The organism is Mesorhizobium sp. J428 (assembly GCF_024699925.1).
Classification (GTDB): domain Bacteria; phylum Pseudomonadota; class Alphaproteobacteria; order Rhizobiales; family Rhizobiaceae; genus Mesorhizobium_A.
Map to the genome: position 1 here is coordinate 1,983,539 of NZ_JAJOMX010000001.1, position 19,326 is coordinate 2,002,864.

Consider the following 19,326-nt stretch of genomic DNA (forward strand, 5'->3'; position numbering starts at 1 on the left):
TTCAGGTCGGCGTGACCGCGCGAGCTGTCATTGACACGAGGCTGCGCGCCGCCACGCGCAATTCGTCGAGGTTCTGCAGGCGCGCCTTCATGCCTTCGATCGCATCCCAGAACAGGCTTGCGAGCGTTTCCGCCGAATAGCCGCGGGCGGCCAGGTCGACGCCGCTGTCGCGGGCTGCGCGATCGAGCGCCTCGGCGACGAGGCTGGCCATTGTGCTCTTCCAGCCCGCGAGCACCTCGGCGGCCAGTTGGTTCTTCATGTCGAGGATCTCGGGGCCGTGCGGCGACCGCATGAACTCCTCCATCATCGCGAAAATCGATCTCTCGAGCAGAAGGTTCAGCCGCTCGTCGATCGGGCCGTCTCCGGCCAGAACCTGTCGTGCGCCCGCCACGGACGCATCGAAATAGCTGAGCGCGATGGCCTGGTAGATGTCGATCTTGTTGCGGAACAGCAGGTACAGCGCCGGCCGCGACATCTCCGCGGCCTTGGCGATGTCGTCCATTGTCGTGCGCTGAATGCCATAGGCGAGGAAAACTTTCGCCGCGCGCTCCAGGATGCGCTGGCGCTTCAGATCGTCTGGGCTGGCACTGCTATCGTTCAAGGGAGTTTCCGTCCGCCACATATCTCTTGACATAATGACGAAATTTGTCAAGTTGTCTCGGCAAGGCAAAAGCGTAATGCTCGCAACCCAGCCCAAGGAGGTGCTTATGCGTCTGACGGTCGATGGACAAGAGATCGAGGTCGACGCGGAGCCCGATATGCCGCTTCTGTGGGCCTTGCGCGACCTCGCCGGCAAGACAGGGCCGAAATTCGGCTGCGGCGTCGCCGCCTGCGGCGCCTGCACGGTGGTCATCGACGGCCAGCCCGTGCGGTCCTGCTCCATTCCGGTCGGCGATGTCAGCGGCAGCGTGACCACCATCGAGGGTCTCGTCGTCGACGGCAAGCTGCACCCGGTCCAGCAGGCCTGGCTGGAAGAGCAGGTCGCGCAATGCGGCTACTGCCAGGCCGGCCAGATCATGAGCGCCTACGCGCTGCTGGAAGAGATCGAGAGCCCGACCGACGAGGACATCGACAATGCCATGGGCGGCAATCTCTGCCGTTGCGGCACCTATCCGCGCATCCGCGCCGCCATCAAGAAAGCGGCGAACCTCAAGCTGGCGAGGGCCTGACCATGGCAAGCATCGGCAAGATCGCACGGCGCACCTTCCTGTTCGGCATGGCCGCCGTCGCGGGCGGCGTGGCCGTCGGCTACTACTATTACCGCAGGCCCTATCCGAATCCTCTCGAAGGCGAACTGGCCGAGGGTGAGGTCACCTTCAATCCCTATCTCAAGATCGGCTCCGACAATACGATCACGGTGATCGCGCCGCGCGCCGAGATGGGTCAGGGCATTTCGACCACGCTCGCCGCCTTCGTCGCCGAGGAACTCGACGTGACGCTCGACCGCCTCAAGGTCGAGCACGGACCGCCGTCCTATGCCTACTACAATGCCGCGATGCTCGAAGAGGGCGCCGGCTTCAACTTCTGGGACGACAGCTTCACGGCCGAGACGGTGCGCGGGCTGATGGGCGCGGCGGGCAAGATGCTGGGCCTGCAGGCCACCGGCGGCTCGACCGCGGCGCGCGACGGCTTTGACCGGATGCGCCAGGCCGGCGCGGCGGCGCGCATCATGTTGATCGAGGCGGCCGCCGCCCGGTTGGGCGTGCCTGCGCGCGACCTCGCGACCGACAACGGCACGATCGTCCACAAGGCGTCCAACCGCAGCGTCACCTATGGCGAGGTTGCGCTCGACGCCTCGAAACTGTCGCCGCCCTCGACCGTCGCGCTGAAAGAGAAGGCGGACTGGAAACTGCTCGGCAAACCGCAGAAACGCGTCGACATGCTGGCAAAGGTTACCGGCGCGCCGATCTTCGGCATCGACGTCCGGCAGCCCGACATGCTGTTCGGAACCGTTCGGATGAGCCCGGTCTTCGGCGTGAAACCCGTCCGTGCGGACACCTCGGCGGCTGCGAAGATGCCCGGCGTCGTCAAGATCGTGCCGATCGACTCCAGCTATGGAAGCGGCTTCGGCGTCATCGCGGAGAACACCTGGGCCGCGTTCAAGGCTGCCGAGGCGATCGATGTCGAGTGGGGTAAGCCGGATTATCCGCTTTCCAACGACGAGATCATGACCCGGATCGCGGACGCCGCCAAAACCGGCGAGGCGAGCCCGATGCGGGACGATGGCGATGTTGACGTCGCCTTCGCCGACGCGCCGCAGGATCGCGTCATCGAGGCGGAATACAGCGTTCCCTACCTGTCGCATGCTCCGATGGAGCCGATGAACTGCACGGCGCGGCTGAAAGACGGCGTCCTCGACGTCTGGGCGCCCAACCAGATGCCGGTGCTGGTGCGCTGGTTCTGCTCCGACATCGCCGGCGTGCCGGGCGATAAGACCATGGTGCACACCACCTCCATGGGCGGCGCCTTCGGCCGCCGTGGCGAGCTCGACTATGCGCTCTACGCCACCATCCTCGCCAAGGAGACGAATGGGCGTCCGGTGCAGGTGACATGGACCCGCGAGGAGGACATGCGGCGCGGGCCGTTCCGGCCGGCATCGGTTGGGAAGTTCCGGGCCCGCATCGGCAATGATGGCCTGCCGGTCGCCGTCGACATGCGGGTGGCGGCGCAGAACATGATGGCCTCGCTGATGAGCCGGACCTTCACGTCCCTGCCTGCCGGCGGCTCCGATCCCTCGATCACCGACGGATCGCGCAACCAGCCCTACACCATTCCCAACTACCGCGTTTCCGAGATCCAGGTGCCGGATCTGCCGATCCCCGTCACCTTCTGGCGCTCGGTCGGCAATTCCGTGAACGGCTTCTTCCACGAATGCTTCATGGACGAGATCGCTCAGGCGGGAGGCATCGATCCGGTCGAGATGCGGCGCAAGCTGATGGCGAACCATCCGGCCGCGCTCGCGGTCGTGAATAAGGTCGCGGAAATGTCCGGCTGGGGAGAGGCCCTGCCGGAAGGCAAGGCAAAGGGTTTCGCCTTTACGCTCTCCTTCGGCAGCTGGTGCGGACAGGTGATTCAGATCGCCGATACCCCTTCGGGTATCAAGCTCGAGAAGATGTGGATCGCCGTTGAAGTCGGCACGGCTCTCGACCCAGGCATCATCGAGACGCAGATGACGTCCGGCGCGGTCTACGGCCTGTCGGCAGCGATGGGCCAGGCGATTACCTTCGAGGACGGCCGGGTCGTCCAGTCGAACTTCCACGATTTCGACGCCATGCGCATCTTCCAGGCGCCCGAATTCGAGGTAGCGATCCTCGAGAATTTCCACCGCATGGGCGGCGCCGGCGAAGTCGGCGTGCCGCCGGCCGCACCCGCCCTCGCCAACGCGCTCTTCGCCCTCAAGGGCCAGCGCTTCCGCTCGCTGCCGCTGTCGAAGGAGGTCGCGTTCGCATGAAGTTCGTGCGCACATTGCTGACGGCCGCCGCCATCGCCGCGGCCGCCGCCACCGCCTTCGCCCAGGAGACGTCGCCCGCGACCGATTCCGCCGCCGGCCTCGCCTCCTGGGCCAAGGTCTATGAGGTCTTCTCGCATCCGCGCTGCGCCAACTGTCATGTCGAGGACGATCGTCCCCGCTGGTCGAGCCCGCACTACGGCGCGACGCGGGTTCACGCGTTCAACGTGCAGCGCGGAGCCGACGGCTCCGGTTTCGGCAATCCCGGCCTGCGCTGCACGACCTGCCATTTTGCAAGCAATTCCAGCGTGCTGCACGGGCCGCCCGGCGCCGAAGGCTGGCATCTCGCCCCGCCGGAAATGGTCTGGTTCGGCAAATCCTCGGCTGAGGTCTGCGCCCAGATCAAGGATCCTGCGCGCAATGGCGGCCGCACGCTCGACGAGGTCGCGGTGCATGTTCGCGACGACGGCCTCGTCGCCTGGGGCTGGAACCCCGGACCCGGCCGCGAGCCAGCGCCGGGCTCCGCGCAGGCCACGTTCGAGGCGCTCTCGGCATGGGCGGCCGCTGGGGCGCCGTGTCCATGAAGGCCGCCGCCGAAGGAGCCGGCCACGGTCGGCTTCTTTACATTTCTTTACAATTCGCAGGACTTTTCGAAACACGCAGGCACTAGTATGGCCTTCCGGATACCGGCCCGACTCATGACAGCAAAGTGTCAGGAGCAACGGACGAATGTATCTTTATGACTATATTGCGCTGCAAACTTGGAGTAAGAAACCGCCCGCTCCGGTCCGGATGCGTTCAGGATTGCAAGATGGCCGATGCGGCCCCACCTGAATGCACGGAGCGGCCGCGACGCGTAACGCGTCTTTCGCCCGACATGGGGATTTTTCGATATGGCGAAGTTCAGGTTCCACAAAGTCGCGGCTGTTGCTGTGCTCATCGGATTTGCCGCCTGGATGGGAACCGGAAGGTTCTCGTCGGTCGGTTCCGCATCGACGGAAACGGGGGCCGCGCAGGGCGAAGCAAAGCCGGCGGCTGTGGAGGCTGCGCCTAAGGCCCCGCGCACCGTCGCGGTTGTTACCCCGCCCCACATCCAGCATGAGCGCGCGATTCACCTTTCCGGCCAGACCCAGGCCGACAAACGCGCTGTGCTCGCCACGCGCGCGGCCGGCATCATCGAGCAGCTCACCGTCAAGCAGGGCGACAAGGTCGCCGCCGGACAGACCATCCTGGTGCTGAACGCCGAGGACAAGCCGGCGATGGTCGAGACCGCAAAGCAGCTGGTCAAGCAGCGGCAGGCCGAGCTGGAGGCCGCGCAGCGGCTGGCCAAGACCGGGACACTCGCCAAGCTCAGCCTCGACACGGCCGTATCGGCTCTCGCCCAGGCGGAATCGCAGCTCAGGGCTGCACAGGCCGATCTCGACCGCCTCACCATCGTCGCCCCGTTCGCCGGCATCGTCGACAGCGTCGACGTCGAGCTCGGCAGCGCCGTCGCGCAGGGCGCCCAGATCGCCACGCTGCTCAGCCTCGATCCCGTCGTGGTGAAGGGCGAGATCAGCGAGCGCGACTTGACCTACATCAAGGCCAACGACAAGGCCGACGCCTTGTTGGTCAACGGCGAACGCGTCACCGGCACCGTGCGCTACATCAGCCGCGAGGCGGCCGCGGCGACGCGCACTTTCCGGGTCGAGGTGGCGATTCCCAATGCGGACGAGCGCATTCCCGCCGGCATGACGGCCGAGATCACCGTGCGCGCGTCGCCCGCCGATGCGGTGATCCTGCCGCGCTCGGTGGTGACGCTCAGCGCCAATGGCGATCTCGGCATCCGCGCGGTCGACAAGGACGGCAAGATCGTCTTCTACCCGATCGACCTCATGGACGACCTTACCAACGGTCTGGTTCTCGGCGGCGTTCCGAAGGATGCGCGCATCGTCGTGGCCGGCCAGGATCTGGTCACCGAGGGCGATATCGTCAATCCGGTCACTGCCGACGAGCAGCTCATCAAGAAGCTGGTCGGCGAAGTCGCCGGCACCAATTGAGCGGCGCCCGGTCATGGATATCGTCAAGCTTGCCATCCGCAACGCGCGGCTGACGCTTTCGGTCCTCGTCTTCCTCGTCATCGCGGGCGCTCTCGCCTATCGTGCGGTGCCGAAGGAGGCCGAGCCCGACGTCGCCATTCCAATCATCTATGTGAGCCTCGCCTATCAGGGCATTTCGCCGGAGGATTCCGAGCGCCTGCTGCTGCGCCCGGTCGAGACGCAGCTGAAGAGCCTGAAGGGCCTGAAGGAGATGCGCTCCGCCGCCTACCAGGGCGGCGGCTATGTGCTGGTCGAATTCGACCCCTCGACCGACCTGTCGGACGCGCTGATCGATGTGCGCAACAAGGTCCAGGACGCCAAGCAGGATATTCCTGATGGCGCCGAGGAGCCGACCGTCAACGAGGTCAACGTCTCCGAATTCCCCGTGCTCGTCGTGACACTGTCGGGCGACGTGCCCGAGCGCGTGCTGACGGTTGCGGCCAAGTCGCTGCGCGACAAGATCGAGGAGGTTCCGGGCGTCCTCGAGGGCACTATCCAGGGTTCCCGCGAGGAACTGGTCGAGGCGATCATCGATCCGGTCAAGCTTTCGTCCTACGGCTTGAGACTCGACCAGCTCATCCAGGGTGTCGGCGCGTCGAACAGCCTCGTCGCCGCCGGCGCGCTGGAGGGCAGCGAGGGCAAATACGCCATCAAGGTGCCCGCGCTGATCGAGACGCCGGAAGACGTGGCGCGCCTGCCCGTCGTCGCCAACAACAACGCGGTGGTGCGCGTCCAGGACCTCGCCACCGTCCGTTCCACCTTCAAGGACGCCGAGACAATCACGCGGCTGGACGGCAAGCCCGCCATCGCCATCGAGGTGAAGAAGCGCATCGGCGCCAATATCGTCGAGACGATCGAGGGCGCGAAGCACGTCGCCGACGAGTTTGTCAAGACCGCGCCTCCTGGCATGGAGGTGACCTACACCCAGGACAAGTCGGTCTTCGTCAACCAGCTCCTGAACGACCTGCAGAACCACGTGCTGATCGCGGTGATCCTGGTCTTCATCGTCATCCTCTACGCGCTCTCCGGCCGGGCCTCGCTGCTGATCGGCCTCGCGATCCCGTCATCCTTCCTGATGGGTATCCTGGCGCTGGCGCTGATGGGTTACACGATCAACATGATCGTTCTGTTCTCGCTGATCCTGGCCGTCGGCATGCTGGTCGACGACGCGATCATCGTGACTGAATATGCCGAGCGGCGCATGTCCGAGGGCGCACCGAAGGAGCTGGCTTTCGAGGAGGCAGCCAAGCGGATGGCCGGTCCCGTGATCGCCGCTACCATGACCCGCATCGCCGCCTTTTCGCCGCTGCTCTTCTGGCCCGGTATTATCGGCGACTTCATGAAGTTACCTGCCGATCACGCTGATCGTCACGCTCGCCGCTTCCATGGCCTATGCGCTGATTTTCGCTCCGACGCTGGGCGCGATTTTCGCCAAGGCGCCGGAACATCCGGAGGGGCACGGTCGCGACGGCCTCTATATGGCGATCGTCAACAAGGCGGTGCACTACCCGGTCACCGCGCTGATCCTGACCGTGGCGTTGCTCGGCGGCGGCATGTGGTCCTACGTGAAGTTCGGCAACGGCGTGGAGTTCTTCCCCACCGTCGAGCCGGATTACGGCCTGCTCTACGTCCATGCCCGCGGCAACCTGTCACTTGCCGAGATGGACGCGGCGACCCGCGAGGCCGAAAACCGGCTGCTCGGCTGGCCCGGTGTCAAATCGGTCTACACCCGCGCCGGCAAGTCGCGCGGCGGCGGGCAGGATATCCCCGAAGATGTCGTCGGCGTGATTCAGCATACGAGTTCGTCGACTGGCGGGAACGTAAGTCTGCGCATGAGATCCTGGACGAGTTGCGTGTGAAGATGGCGGGCATTCCCGGCGTCGACGTCGAGGTGCGCGTGCCGGACGCCGGCCCGCCAACCGGCAAGCCCATCCAGGTCCGCCTTTCGGCCGTCAACCCGGAAGGGCTGAACGAGCATGCCGCAAAGGTCGCCGCCGAGGTCGCCAAGGTACCCGGCGTCATCGATATCTCCGACGGCCTGCCGCCGCCCGGCATTGACTGGGCGCTGGAGGTCGACCGTTCGAAGGCCGCGCAATACGGTATCTCACCAATTGCCGTCGGCACGGTCGTGCAGCTCGTCACCACCGGCCTGAAGCTGACCGACTACCGGCCGGCAGGTGCCGACGACGCAGTCGACATCCGGCTGCGTCTGCCGGAAGACCGTCGCACGCTCGCTTCGCTCGACCAGCTCCGCATCGAGACCGCGCAGGGCTCGGTGCCGATCTCGAACTTCGTCTCGCGCAAACCCGAGCAGACGGTCGGCATTCTCAACCGCATCGACGCCAAGCGCACGATCTCCGTACAGGGCAACGTCGCGTCCGGCTTCCAGGTCGCTGCGGTGCAGGCCGAGGTGTCGAAGGTCGTGGCAGGCATGGAGCAACCGGGAATCGAGTGGAAGCTGGCTGGCTCCAACGAGGACAGTGAGGAGGCCGGGGCGTTCCTGATGAATGCCTTCGGTGCGGCGTTGTTCCTGATCTTCATCGTGCTGCTCGCGCAGTTCAACAAGTTCACCAGCGTGGTGCTGGTGCTGACCTGCGTGGTCATGGCGGTCATCGGCGCGCTGCTCGGCATGCTGTTGACCGGCCAGGCCTTCGTCATCGTCATGTCCGGCATTGGCATGATCGCGCTGGCGGGCGTCGTGGTGAACAACAACATCGTGCTGATCGACACCTACGACCGGCTGCGCGACGAAGGCTGGGAGAAGCTCGACGCCGTGCTCGAGACCTGCCGCCAGCGTGCCCGCCCGGTCGTGCTGACGGCGCTCTCCGCCATCCTCGGCGTGCTGCCGATCGCCTTCGGCCTCGGCCTGGAGATATTCCACCACGAGACGACGATCAACGCACCCTCGACCCAGTGGTGGGTGGCCCTGTCGTCGGCGATCGTGTTCGGCCTGTCCTTCGCGACCGTGCTGACGCTGATCGTCACCCCGTCGATGCTGATGGTCTTCACCCGCGACAAGCATCGCAGGAAGCGCGGCTGGCTGTCGCGGCTGTTCCGCCGCAAGGACGATACGGTGGTCCCGGAAGTGTCGGCCGACGCCCCCGACCTGCCGTCGATGCCCTACCCGAAGGCTGCGGAATAGCCGGCGAAGGGCCAAAGACGGGCGCCGGAACAAAATTCGGCGCCCGTGCATTGTGATGCCATTCAGAGATTTTTCTCGGAAGGGGGTACTCACATGACTCTCAGCACAATCCTTCTCATCATCCTGATCCTGATCCTGCTCGGCGCGATTCCCGCCTGGCCCTATTCCCGGGGCTGGGGCTACGGACCCTCCGGCATCGTCGGCGTGATCCTCGTGATCCTGATCATACTGGTCCTGATGGGGCGGATCTGATCCGCGATCGAAACTGATCCAACGAAAAACGCCGCCCGAAACCACGGGCGGCGTTTCTCATGGTTCGTCGGGTTCGACGTCAGGCCGGCTCGAATTCCAGCGCGACACCGTTGATGCAGTAGCGCTGGTAGGTCGGCGGCGGACCATCCGGGAAGACATGGCCGAGATGGCTGCCGCAGGTGGCGCAATGCACCTCGGTGCGCACCATGCCGTGGCTGCGGTCGGTCGTCGTCTCCACGGAGCCCGGCAGCGGGTCATTGAAGCTCGGCCAGCCAGTGCCGCTCTCGAACTTCAGCGTCGATTCGAACAGCGGCGTGTCGCAGCCGACGCACTTGAACGTGCCCGGCCGCTTTTCGTAGAGCAGCGCGCAGCTGCCCGGCCGTTCCTACCATGCTCGCGCATGATGTAATACTGCTCCGGCGTCAGCTTCGCACGCCACTCGGCATCCGTTCGGGTGACGGGGAAGGTGTGGGTGTCCATGAGATTCTCCATCGGGCGCTGTCGCTGCCAATATGGGTATTTGCGGCGCACCCGGCAATGCGCCGTCGCGGTTGGCCGAAGACTCGGTGCGCAGAAAACAGCAGCCGGCGACATCAATTCGCCTTTGACAGTCGGCACTCAGGGCCCATCTGAAATCGCGAGATCGTCGGTGCGGACATTTTCTGGTTTATCCTTTGCCTCGCGGTCTGCTTCGCAGCACACGGCGCAAGCGCCGATCCGTGGAAAACCGTCGAGCCGGAAACTGCCGGCTGGTCCGTAAGCGCGCTCGCCGAGGCCAGGGCATCCTCGCTTGCCTTGAAGCCCACCGCACTCCTGATCGTCCAGGATGGCAAGGTGGTCGCGAGTTGGGGTGACGTCTCCAGGCGCGTCAATGTCGCGTCCGTTCGCAAGAGCCTGCTGAGCGCGCTCTATGGAATCGCCATCTCCGAAGGGCGCATCGATCTCGGCAGCACGCTTGCCCAACTGGACATCGACGACACACCGCCGCGCCTCACCGCGATCGAGAAGCAGGCCACCGTGCGCGATCTGCTGATGTCCCGCTCCGGCGTCTACCATCCGGCAGCCTATGAGACCGCCGACATCAAGCGCAAACGGCCTCCGCGGGGCAGCCATGAGCCCGGATCGTTCTGGTTCTACAACAACTGGGATTTCAACGCCCTTGGGACGATCTACCGGAAGCAAACCGGCGAAGACATCTTTGAAAGCTTCGAGAAGCGGATCGCCCTGCCGCTCCAGATGGAGGATTTCTCCGCGCGCGACGGCGAATATGTCAAGGAGAAGGCGTCTGAGCACCCAGCCTACCCCTTCCGCCTGAGCGCGCGCGATGCGGCTCGCTTCGGCCAGCTTTTCCTTGACGGCGGGCGGTGGGACGGTAGCCAGGTCGTGCCGGCAGCCTGGGTCAGGGACGCGACAACCGCATATTCCTTCACCAAGCGCGGTCGGCAGGGATACGGCTATATGTGGTGGTCGCTTCCGTCCGATGTCTGGGGCGAGAATGCCGCCTATGCCGCCGGCTATGGCGGCCAGGTCATTGCATTGCTGCCGTCGAAGCGACTGGTCGTGGTCCAGACCGTGGATCTGCGGCAGAACCCGAAGGGCATCCGAACCAGCAGCTTCCTCGATCTCCTGAAGAAGATCGTCGCCGCGGCCCCATAGAGGTCAACCCCTGAAAAGCGGCCACCGCCCGCTCAGTGCTTCCGCGACAATTCCTTCGTCGCGCTTTCCAGCCCCTGCAGCGTCAGCGGATACATCCGGTCCGTGAAGATGTCGCGGATCATCTGGATCGAATGGGTGTAGCCCCAGTGCTTCTGCTGCACCGGGTTGATCCAGATGGCGTTCGGCCAGTGCTGGATCACGCGATTCAGCCAGACGATACCGGCCTCCGGATTCCAATGCTCGACCGAACCGCCAGCGATGGCGATCTCATAGGGGCTCATCGAGGCGTCGCCGACGAAGATCACCTTGTAGTCGTGGCCGTATTTGTGCAGCACGTCGTAGGTCGGCGTCACCTCGTTGTGCCGGCGGCGGTTGTCCTTCCATACGCCCTCGTAAAGGCAGTTGTGGAAGTAGAAGAATTCGAGCTGCCGAAACTCCGTCCGTGCCGCCGAGAACAGCTCCTCGACCACCTTGATGTGATCGTCCATTGAGCCGCCGACGTCGAAGAACATCAATAGCTTCACCGCGTTACGCCGCTCGGGTCGCGTCTGCACGTCGAGATAGCCGTGCTCGGCCGTAGCGTGGATCGTGCCCGGAATGTCGAGTTCCTCATCCGCGCCCTCTCGCACCCAGCGGCGCAGCCGCTTCAGCGCCACCTTGATGTTGCGCGTGCCGAGCTCGACCGTATCGTCGAAATTCCTGAACTCGCGCTTGTCCCAAACCTTGACCGCGCGACGGTTGCGGCTTTCGTGCTGGCCGATCCGCACGCCTTCCGGGTTATAGCCATAGGCGCCGAAGGGCGACGTGCCGGCCGTGCCGATCCATTTCGAGCCGCCCTGATGGCGACCCTTTTGCTCCTCCAGCCGCTTCTTCAGCGTTTCCATCAGCTTGTCGAACCCGCCCAGCGCCTCGACCAGCTTCTTCTCCTCCTCGGTCAGGTGCTTTTCCGCGAGCTTGCGCAGCCATTCCTCCGGCAGGTTGGCAACGTCGATGCCCCCCTCGCCCGACAGCGCTTCCAGCCCCTTGAACACGTGCCCGAACACCTGGTCGAACCGGTCGATGTGCCGCTCGTCCTTCACAAGTGCAGCCCGCGCCAGATAGTAAAAGCCCTCGACGTCGTAAGTGACGAGATCGGCTTCCATCCCCTCCAGAAGGGTCAGATATTCCCGCAGCGACACCGGAACGCGTGCTGCTTTGAGCTCGAGGAAGAAGGGGATGAACATGGGCTAGACCGAAAGCTGCTTGAAGTTGTCCCGGAAGTTAATGCCAATTTCTAGCATGAAGGGTGGATCGAACCGGCGAATAGTGTCGTATAACGTTGGCCAACGATCCACCAACACGGCGCAACACCTACTCATGGCGGTCTTCTGATAGGCAGGCGCCAAGACAATGCCGCGCAAGTTTGCTCGTCGGAACGCGTGTGCTTCCGCTCGATTGCGCCTAATTCGCTGATCCCCGGTGATCACAAGCCACGTGTCGCCAGATACTGCGAGAAATTCGATCCACTCGACATCCTTGGGATCCTTCAATGGAAGCTCCCTAAGGTGGATGGCTTCGTGCCCAGAGCTTCGTATGAATCCGTCAAGCGTGCTGGCCATAACAGGTGAAGTGCAATTGTCAAACAGCACCTTCATGCAGCAGCTTTTAGTGAATCTTCAAACTCGACGGCACGACGAATTGCGGTAGGAGACACATGCCAAAGCATAGCAGCTCTATCGACGTCTCCTTCCGCTTTTGCGGCCGCGGCAAGCACCGACGTTGGAACGCCGGTATGAGATTCAATCGGTTGGCCAAAGGAACGCTCAGGATCAATGACGATTCCCTTGTCTCTTGAAACCGGCCACCACCTTGCAGGAACGGAGTTCTCGAAATCGACACCGCGCAAGCTTGCTTCGATAATTCGCTTGAACACAAACTGGCGTTTGAAGAGATCGATGAGTTTCGGGTCGCCGTCGTCCGTGGCGATCTCGAAAAATATCGAACGACCATCGGTCTTAAAGGTGCTCGTGGAAAGCGGTCGTTCGTCGTTCACGTAGCGTCGCGCTTCCACAATGGCGCGACGGATCATAACTGCGCTGATACCCGCCTCCATGAAAGCATGGGCGGTTCTCAATTCAATTAGGTCGCGAAACCCCAAGTAAGTCCTGCCATCACCGATATCGACTTGGGGTGTCCACAGAGGCTCATAATGCCGACCACCGATATGATGACCGCTTAGCCAACGGACGATCTTGCCGCCCGGTATGCGCAGAAGTCTGCTCGCTTCGGCGGGCGTATACAACCCAATCCCGAGCAACTTGTCCGCCTTGACGTCCGGCATTCTATTCATTTCATCATAGTACCACGATTTGCAAACCACGGGAATCCACGGGCGGCATCACCTCTCATACTCGATGAACCCCGTCCTTCTCGCGATCCGATCATAGAGCTGCCGGGCCGTCGCGTTGGTCTCGTGCGTCATCCAGTAGACATTGGTGATGCCCTGCCGGTCTGCCTCGGCGTAGACCGCCTCGATCAGCCTGCGCCCGACGCCCGTGCCGCGAACATCCGGGTCGGCATAGAGGTCCTGCAGGTAGCAGTTGTTCTTCGCCGACCAGCAGGTGCGATGGAGGATGTAGTGGACGAGGCCGGCCGCGCGGCCGTCGACCAGCGCGATAAAGCCGTTCGGCTCGTATTCGCCAGGATCGAACAGGCGCTTCCACGTCGTCACATAGGTCTCTTCCGGCAATACGGTCTTGTAGAAGGTCAGGTAGTCGGTCCACAGACGCTTCCAGTCGGCATGGTCGGACTGGCGCAAAGGACGGATTTCGACACTCGGCATGGCTGCTCCTGATGTCCGCCAATGCAATTCGCTGGTTGTCAGCGGCCCGGAGCACAGCTAAGCCGGACCGCGAAAACCCCGCAAGGGACGTGCGACGGCAAAGGATGGTCCAGTGCTGAAGAAGACCGACGCGGCGACGGACGACGGGCTGCACTTTCCCTGGGCGGAGCCGCCGGCCGGCGAGGCCTTTGTCGAAGTGGCTCCCGGCATCCTCTGGTTCAGGATTCCGCTGCCGTTCCGGCTCGACCACGTCAACATCTACCTGATCGAGGACGGCGACGGCTGGGCGGTGCTCGATACGGGAATTTCCAACCAGGCAACGCGCGACGCCTGGGAGCGGATCGTCTCCGGCCCGCTCGCAGGGCGCCGGCTGACCCGGCTGATCGTCTCGCATTTCCATCCGGACCATATCGGACTGGCGGGCTGGATGTGCGAGCGGTTCGAAATGCCGCTGCTCACCAGCCAGACCGGCTATCTCGGCTGCATCAACATCTCGCTCAGTCCAAACGCCATGGGCGAGAAGCCCTATCAGGATTTCTACCGTTCGCACGGCATGTCGCTGGAGACGGCGCAGCTCGTCGCCACGCACGGCAACGGCTACCTGCGCATGGTCTCACCCCTGCCGCCGACATTCCGCCGGCTCGTCGCCGGCGACGAGCTGGAGATCGGCGGCCGCCGTTTCGAGGTGCTTTCGGCCGACGGACATGCTCCGGAACAGCTTATGCTCTATCTCGCCGAGGAGAACGTGTTCCTGGCATCGGATCAGGTTCTGGCGAAGATCACGCCGAATGTCAGCGTCTGGGCGGTCGAGCCGGAAGGCGATCCTCTCGGGCTCTACATCAGGTCGCTGCGCGTCATCGAGAATGCGATTCCCGGCGATGCGCTGGTGCTGCCCGGCCATCAGCTGCCGTTCTACGGCTTGCATGAGCGGGCGCGCCAGCTCGCCGCCCACCACGCCGAACGCTGCGAGCGTATCGCGAAGGCCTGCGAGGAAGGCGCGAAATCGGTGGCGGACCTTGTGCCTGTCCTCTTCCCCCGTCAGCTCGATCCGCACCAGCTCAGCTTCGCGTTCAGCGAAACTCACGCCCATGTGAACTACATGGTTGGGCGGCGCGAACTCGTCTGGGATCGCGCGGAGCCGGAACGGCTCCGCGTCATGCTTGCCTGATCGGGCAGATTAGCCGCTGCGCCGCGCCATGAAGGCCAGCCGCTCGAACAGGTGGACGTCCTGCTCGTTCTTGAGCAGCGCGCCGTGCAGCTTGGGCAGGGCGTTCTTCGGGTCGGAGCGCAGCGTCTCGGGGTCTACGTCGTCGGCAACAAGCAGACGAATCCAGTCGAGCGCCTCCGAGGTCGACGGCTTCTTCTTCAGCCCCGGCATCTCGCGCACCTCGTAGAACTGGGTGAGAGCCGCGCGCACCAGGTTCTGTTTGATGCCCGGATAGTGCACGTCGACGATCTTCTGCAGCGTGTCGACCTCGGGGAAGCGGATATAGTGGAAGAAGCAGCGGCGCAGGAATGCGTCCGGCAATTCCTTCTCGTTGTTCGAGGTGATGATGACGATCGGCCGGTTCTCCGCACGGATCGTCTCGCCGGTCTCGTAGACGAAAAACTCCATCCGGTCGAGTTCCTGCAGGAGGTCGTTCGGAAACTCGATATCGGCCTTGTCGATCTCGTCGATCAGCAGCACCACCTTGCGGTCGGTAGCGAACGCTTCCCAGAGCTTGCCCTTCTTGATGTAGTTGCGGATGTCGTTGAACCGCTCGTCGCCGAGCTGGCTGTCGCGCAGGCGCGACACCGCGTCATATTCATAGAGGCCCTGCTGCGCCTTGGTCGTCGACTTGACGTGCCATTCGATCAGGTCGAGCCCGAGCGCAGCGGCCACCTGGCGCGCGAGCTCCGTCTTGCCGGTGCCCGGCTCACCCTTCACGAGCAGCGGCCGCTCCAGCGCGATTGCCGCGTTCACCGCGACCATGAGATCCTTGTCCGCGACATAGGCCGCCGTTCCTTCAAAACGCATCCGTCACCGTCCAGTCTATTGAGCCGGCGCGACAGTAGGGACAGCGGAAAGAGAGGGCAAGCGTCCGGCTTTCGAACGCGGATAAGAAGTGCCGCTGGGCTTGGCGCTTCTGTCCGAAAATGCGAAACGCCCGCGCCTCGACGGGAGACACGGGCGTTTTCGGGTGGTCGATCGGGCGTAAGCCCGGCCGTCAATGGCCCGAATAGTTCTGGTTCAGGTTGATCAGAAAGCCGTCGGCGCCCGGAACAGTCGCGTTCTGGAGCGAAGAGACCGAGAGACCGCCGCCAACCGGAGCCGTGCCGGCATTCTGGACGTTCTGCGCGAAGGCGTCGCTGTAGATCAGAGCGGGAGCTTCCTGGGCCGCGGCAACGCCGGAAAGGCCGAGGACGGCGACGGAAGCGAGGAGGAACTTGTTCATGGGAGGATACCTTTCAGGTGGTTGGTTGAATCGGCCTGCGGATCAGGCCGGGGGCCTTAGCGGCCGCCCTGGTAGTTCGGGTTGTTGCGGATGTCGCTGATGGTCTGTCCGGCGCTCTGGACAGGCACGCTTGCATTGCGCTGCGATGTGACGGTCAGGCCGCGGTCGGCCGACGGAACACCGGCGTTCTGGACGTTCTGCGCGAAGGAGTCGCTGTAGATGAGGGCAGGAGCTTCCTGTGCGGCGGCGATGCCCGAGAGGCTCAGCACGGCGGCCGAGGCGATGAGGAACTTACGCATTGTTTTATCCCTTTTGCTTCGAGGCCTCCCGACATTTCGGCAAGGCCTTCGTCTTTCTTGAAATCGAGGCGGCGATAAGTGCGTCGTCCGATGACGCTCAGATGGGCCGTTCCGGGCTGACTTTCAAAACAACAGAAAGGGAAACAAGGTTGACGGTCTGATCGCGATTTCGTGACCGGATTTCCCTTGAAAAACAGAGCGTTCACCAACCGTCGCCCCTGACGCAGGGTGAGCCGTTTCAAGGCTTCGCAAACGTCTGGCGGTCGCGAAGCGGAAGGCCTATATTGGCGTGGACGGTCTGCGCTTCGCGGCAGGAGTAACACTTCCCCGGGGCCTTATTGATCCCAAGGGAGCTGTCCCTGGGGAGACCCGTGGGTCTCTTCATACGGCGCCCACCTACTTTGTAGGCACCCGGGATCAACCTCTCCACCGGTCTGCGTGGATCGTCGCTTCCCCTTCGCTAATCCGCACAATGAAGTCGCATGCCGGCTGTCCCGCGGCCGGAGGATGGATATTGTCGGGCGAGGAGGGACCGTCATGGACGATCGCGCGATCAAGAAGAAGCTCCGGCAGGAGGCGCTCGCCCGACGCGACGCGTTGTCGCCGGAATGGCGGATCGAGGCCTCCCTCGGCATGGCGGACAGGGCCGGCGAGATCGGCGTCGAGCCGGGCGCGGTCGTCTCCGGCTTCTGGCCGATGCGCTCCGAGGTCGACGTCCGCCCGCTGATGTTCGCGCTGCGCGAACTCGGCGGGCGCCTCTGCCTCCCCGCGATCCTCGACAAGGATACGATCGTCTTCCGCGAACTCGTGCGCGGCGCGCCGATGATCGACATGGGCTTCGGCACCGCCGGCCCGGGCCCCGAGGCCGAAGTGCTCCAACCGACCCTCATGCTCGTCCCGCTCGCCGCCTTCGACCGGCGCGGCCACCGCATTGGCTATGGCGCCGGCTATTACGACCGCGCGATCGCGCGTCTCCAGGCCAGTGCTCGTCCGCCCCGCCTGGTCGGCATTGCCTTCGATTGCCAGGAGGTCGAAAAGGTCCCGGACGAACCTCATGACATCGTCATTCCCGAATTCCTGACGGAATCCGGCTTGCGCAGCTTCGCGCCGGCTCTATAGAAGCCGGATGCGTCTTCTCTTTCTGGGCGACATGGTGGGCAGAACGGGCCGCACGGCGGTCTGGGAACGCCTTCCCGGTCTCATCTCCGACTTCGGGCTCGATTTCGTCATCGTCAATGGCGAGAACGCCGCCGGCGGCTTCGGCATCACCGAAGAGATCTTCCAGGAGACCTTGCAGGCCGGCGCTGACGTCGTCACCACCGGCAACCATGTCTGGGACCAGCGTGAGGCGCTGGCGTTTGCGCCGCGCGAGGAACGCTTCCTGCGGCCCGCCAACTTTCCGAAGGGCACGCCGGGCCGCGGCTCGGGCGTCTACCTCGCAAAGAACGGGGCCCGCGTGATGGTCTCCAACATCATGGGCCGCGTCTTCATGCACCCCGAGCTCGACGATCCGTTCGTCGCCGGTGAGCGCGAGCTCGCGGCCTGTCCGCTTGGCGAGCAGGCGGACGCGGTGGTGATCGACTTCCACGCCGAGGCGACCTCGGAGAAGATGTGCTTCGCCCACTTCGTCGACGGCCGCGCCAGTCTCGTCGTCGGCACCCACACGCACTGCCCCACCGCCGACCACCAGATCCTCAACGGTGGCACGGCATATCTGTCCGATGCCGGCATGTGCGGCGATTACGATTCCTCGCTCGGCATGGACAAGGAGGAGCCGCTCAACCGTTTCCTGTCCAAGGTTCCGAAGGGCCGCTTCGAGGCCGCAACCGGCCCCGCCACGATCTGCGGCGTCGGCGTGGAGATTTCCGACCGCACCGGCCTGGCCGAAAAGATCGGCCTGCTGCGGCAGGGTCCCCGCCTCGAGGAAACCCTTCCCTCCTTCTGGACCTGAACGGTCGCACCGCGACTGAAAGCCCTTCCGCGAATTTCCTCGATGTAGGAGTTTCTCCTACATTGACGTTTGCCGGGGTGCTCCCTACTTCTCGGGCAACCCTCACCGCGCGCCCCTTCGGGCCAACACGGAACATCACAACAATGGAATGGCTTCTCGGCTTCTTCGACTGGACGAGCGATCCGACGGCATGGGTGGCGCTCGCCACACTCGTCATTCTCGAGGTCGTCCTCGGCATCGACAACCTCATCTTCATCTCGATCCTGACCAACAAGCTGCCGATCGAGCAGCAGGCAAGGGCCCGGCGCCTCGGCATCAGCGCCGCGCTGATCATGCGATTGATGCTCCTGGCCACGATCTCGTTCATCGTGCAGCTCACGACGCCGCTGTTCACCTCGTTCGGCCATCCGTTCTCGTGGCGTGACATCATCCTCATCGCCGGCGGCCTGTTCCTGGTCTGGAAAGCGACGCGCGAGATCCACCACACGGTCGATCCGCAGGACCACAAGGAGGACATGGTCGGCGGTGCGGTCTCGATGACCATCGGCGCCGCGATCTTCCAGATCCTGCTGCTCGACCTCGTCTTCTCGATCGACTCGATCATCACCGCTGTCGGCATGACCGACCACATCGCGATCATGTATATCGCCGTGATCTGCGCCGTGACAGTGATGCTGCTCGCGGCGGAACCGCTGTCGAAGTTCATCGCGAAGAACCCGACCATCGTCATGCTGGCGCTGGGCTTCCTCTTGATGATCGGCATGACGCTGATCGCAGACGGCTTCGGCTTCCACGTGCCCAAGGGCTACATCTACGCCGCAATGGGCTTCTCGGCCCTCGTCGAGGCGCTTAACATGCTGGCGCGCCGGGCCAAGACGAGGCAGTGACGTGGCCGCCGCGGGCAGCTGCCTGCGGCGAATCGCTTTTTTGCCGGCCGGGACTGGCCAAATCCCGGTCGGGCGTGTATAGGCACGCCACTTTCAATCAACCGCCGTGTGCGATGCCCGATTTCGGGTTCCCCGGCTTGTGAGACGCCCGGAGCAGTACAATGGCAGTTCCTAAACGAAAGACCTCCCCGTCGAAGCGCGGCATGCGCCGCTCGGCCGATGCGCTGAAGGCCCCGACCTATGTCGAGGACAAGAATTCCGGCGAGATGCGCCGCCCGCATCACATCGACCTGAAGACCGGCATGTATCGCGGCCGCCAAGTTCTCGAGCCCAAGGAAAGCTGATCGGCGCCCTTCG

Annotated in this window: 19 protein-coding genes, 1 other RNA gene and 2 pseudogenes; 13 read left to right on the forward strand and 9 right to left on the reverse strand. The window is 63.9% G+C overall.

What is annotated here, in order from left to right:
- Nucleotide 1 precedes the first annotated feature (1 nt).
- The gene (locus LRS09_RS09940; protein WP_257805796.1) at nucleotides 2–601 is read right to left on the reverse strand and encodes a TetR/AcrR family transcriptional regulator; all 600 of its coding nucleotides are present in this window, start codon (nucleotides 599–601) and stop codon (nucleotides 2–4) included.
- A gap of 106 nt (nucleotides 602–707) precedes the next feature.
- Here LRS09_RS09940 and LRS09_RS09945 point away from each other — a divergent pair, with 106 nt between their 5' ends.
- The 6 genes and pseudogenes from LRS09_RS09945 to LRS09_RS09970 all read left to right on the forward strand — a co-directional run bounded on the left by LRS09_RS09945 (nucleotide 708) and on the right by LRS09_RS09970 (nucleotide 8,920).
- Nucleotides 708–1,169 carry a (2Fe-2S)-binding protein gene (locus tag LRS09_RS09945; protein ID WP_257805812.1) on the forward strand — a complete coding sequence of 154 codons (462 nt, stop codon included), beginning with the start codon at nucleotides 708–710 and terminating at the stop codon, nucleotides 1,167–1,169.
- Between the two features lie 2 nt (nucleotides 1,170–1,171).
- A complete protein-coding gene (locus LRS09_RS09950; RefSeq protein ID WP_257805819.1) occupies nucleotides 1,172–3,451 on the forward strand; it encodes a molybdopterin cofactor-binding domain-containing protein in 2,280 nt (759 codons plus the stop codon).
- The gene (locus LRS09_RS09955) at nucleotides 3,448–4,032 is read left to right on the forward strand and encodes a hypothetical protein (RefSeq protein ID WP_257805821.1); all 585 of its coding nucleotides are present in this window, start codon (nucleotides 3,448–3,450) and stop codon (nucleotides 4,030–4,032) included. The genes LRS09_RS09950 and LRS09_RS09955 overlap by 4 nt, the downstream gene beginning before the upstream one ends.
- Nucleotides 4,033–4,341: 309 nt before the next feature.
- Nucleotides 4,342–5,487 carry an efflux RND transporter periplasmic adaptor subunit gene (locus LRS09_RS09960; RefSeq protein ID WP_257805823.1) on the forward strand — a complete coding sequence of 382 codons (1,146 nt, stop codon included), beginning with the start codon at nucleotides 4,342–4,344 and terminating at the stop codon, nucleotides 5,485–5,487.
- Between the two features lie 13 nt (nucleotides 5,488–5,500).
- Nucleotides 5,501–8,668, forward strand: a pseudogene (locus LRS09_RS09965) (efflux RND transporter permease subunit).
- A gap of 93 nt (nucleotides 8,669–8,761) precedes the next feature.
- Nucleotides 8,762–8,920 (forward strand): DUF3309 family protein, encoded by a 159-nt coding sequence (locus LRS09_RS09970; protein ID WP_085467397.1) that lies wholly within the window; start codon nucleotides 8,762–8,764, stop codon nucleotides 8,918–8,920.
- 79 nt (nucleotides 8,921–8,999) lie between these two features.
- Here the strand turns inward: LRS09_RS09970 and msrB are convergent.
- Nucleotides 9,000–9,400, reverse strand: a pseudogene (msrB, locus tag LRS09_RS09975) (peptide-methionine (R)-S-oxide reductase MsrB).
- 315 nt (nucleotides 9,401–9,715) lie between these two features.
- Between msrB and LRS09_RS09980 the strand changes: the two are divergent.
- On the forward strand, nucleotides 9,716–10,576 hold the full coding sequence (locus LRS09_RS09980; protein ID WP_257805825.1) for a serine hydrolase: 861 nt from the start codon (nucleotides 9,716–9,718) through the stop codon (nucleotides 10,574–10,576).
- Between the two features lie 32 nt (nucleotides 10,577–10,608).
- On the opposite strand, the gene LRS09_RS09985 is transcribed toward LRS09_RS09980, so the two are convergent.
- Genes LRS09_RS09985 through LRS09_RS09995 form a run of 4 tightly spaced genes read right to left on the reverse strand, consistent with a single transcriptional unit; the run spans nucleotide 10,609 to nucleotide 13,397 of the window.
- Entirely contained in the window at nucleotides 10,609–11,799 is a 1,191-nt protein-coding gene (locus LRS09_RS09985; RefSeq protein WP_257805831.1) for a VWA domain-containing protein, read from the reverse strand.
- Between the two features lie 3 nt (nucleotides 11,800–11,802).
- The gene (locus LRS09_RS30250; protein ID WP_374684828.1) at nucleotides 11,803–12,210 is read right to left on the reverse strand and encodes a hypothetical protein; all 408 of its coding nucleotides are present in this window, start codon (nucleotides 12,208–12,210) and stop codon (nucleotides 11,803–11,805) included.
- The gene (locus LRS09_RS09990) at nucleotides 12,207–12,896 is read right to left on the reverse strand and encodes a hypothetical protein (RefSeq protein ID WP_257805833.1); all 690 of its coding nucleotides are present in this window, start codon (nucleotides 12,894–12,896) and stop codon (nucleotides 12,207–12,209) included. Before LRS09_RS09990 ends, LRS09_RS30250 begins: the two co-directional genes overlap by 4 nt.
- Nucleotides 12,897–12,953: 57 nt before the next feature.
- Nucleotides 12,954–13,397 (reverse strand): GNAT family N-acetyltransferase, encoded by a 444-nt coding sequence (locus LRS09_RS09995; protein ID WP_257805841.1) that lies wholly within the window; start codon nucleotides 13,395–13,397, stop codon nucleotides 12,954–12,956.
- A 112-nt stretch (nucleotides 13,398–13,509) separates the two neighbouring features.
- Between LRS09_RS09995 and LRS09_RS10000 the strand changes: the two genes are divergently transcribed.
- Nucleotides 13,510–14,565: an MBL fold metallo-hydrolase gene (locus tag LRS09_RS10000; protein WP_257805860.1), complete on the forward strand. Its 1,056-nt coding sequence runs from the start codon at nucleotides 13,510–13,512 to the stop codon at nucleotides 14,563–14,565.
- 9 nt (nucleotides 14,566–14,574) lie between these two features.
- On the opposite strand, the gene LRS09_RS10005 is transcribed toward LRS09_RS10000, so the two are convergent.
- The 3 genes from LRS09_RS10005 to LRS09_RS10015 form a co-directional block, all read right to left on the reverse strand.
- Complete coding sequence (locus LRS09_RS10005; protein WP_257805863.1) at nucleotides 14,575–15,414, reverse strand: MoxR family ATPase; 840 nt, start codon at nucleotides 15,412–15,414, stop codon at nucleotides 14,575–14,577.
- Between the two features lie 190 nt (nucleotides 15,415–15,604).
- Entirely contained in the window at nucleotides 15,605–15,832 is a 228-nt protein-coding gene (locus LRS09_RS10010; RefSeq protein ID WP_257805865.1) for a hypothetical protein, read from the reverse strand.
- A gap of 56 nt (nucleotides 15,833–15,888) precedes the next feature.
- On the reverse strand, nucleotides 15,889–16,131 hold the full coding sequence (locus LRS09_RS10015; protein WP_257805866.1) for a hypothetical protein: 243 nt from the start codon (nucleotides 16,129–16,131) through the stop codon (nucleotides 15,889–15,891).
- Nucleotides 16,132–16,423: 292 nt separating this feature from the next.
- On the opposite strand from LRS09_RS10015, the gene ssrS reads away from it, so the two are divergent.
- From ssrS to rpmF, 5 genes are all read left to right on the forward strand, one after another.
- Nucleotides 16,424–16,580, forward strand: a non-coding RNA gene (gene ssrS / locus LRS09_RS10020) — 6S RNA.
- 88 nt (nucleotides 16,581–16,668) lie between these two features.
- Nucleotides 16,669–17,250, forward strand: coding sequence for a 5-formyltetrahydrofolate cyclo-ligase (locus tag LRS09_RS10025; RefSeq protein ID WP_257805868.1), 582 nt, complete (start codon nucleotides 16,669–16,671; stop codon nucleotides 17,248–17,250).
- A 7-nt stretch (nucleotides 17,251–17,257) separates the two neighbouring features.
- Nucleotides 17,258–18,082, forward strand: coding sequence for a YmdB family metallophosphoesterase (locus LRS09_RS10030; protein ID WP_257805869.1), 825 nt, complete (start codon nucleotides 17,258–17,260; stop codon nucleotides 18,080–18,082).
- Between the two features lie 143 nt (nucleotides 18,083–18,225).
- Nucleotides 18,226–18,969 (forward strand): TerC family protein, encoded by a 744-nt coding sequence (locus tag LRS09_RS10035; RefSeq protein ID WP_257805870.1) that lies wholly within the window; start codon nucleotides 18,226–18,228, stop codon nucleotides 18,967–18,969.
- A gap of 161 nt (nucleotides 18,970–19,130) precedes the next feature.
- The gene (gene rpmF, locus LRS09_RS10040; RefSeq protein WP_006203806.1) at nucleotides 19,131–19,313 is read left to right on the forward strand and encodes a 50S ribosomal protein L32; all 183 of its coding nucleotides are present in this window, start codon (nucleotides 19,131–19,133) and stop codon (nucleotides 19,311–19,313) included.
- The last annotated feature ends 13 nt before the right edge of the window (nucleotides 19,314–19,326 follow it).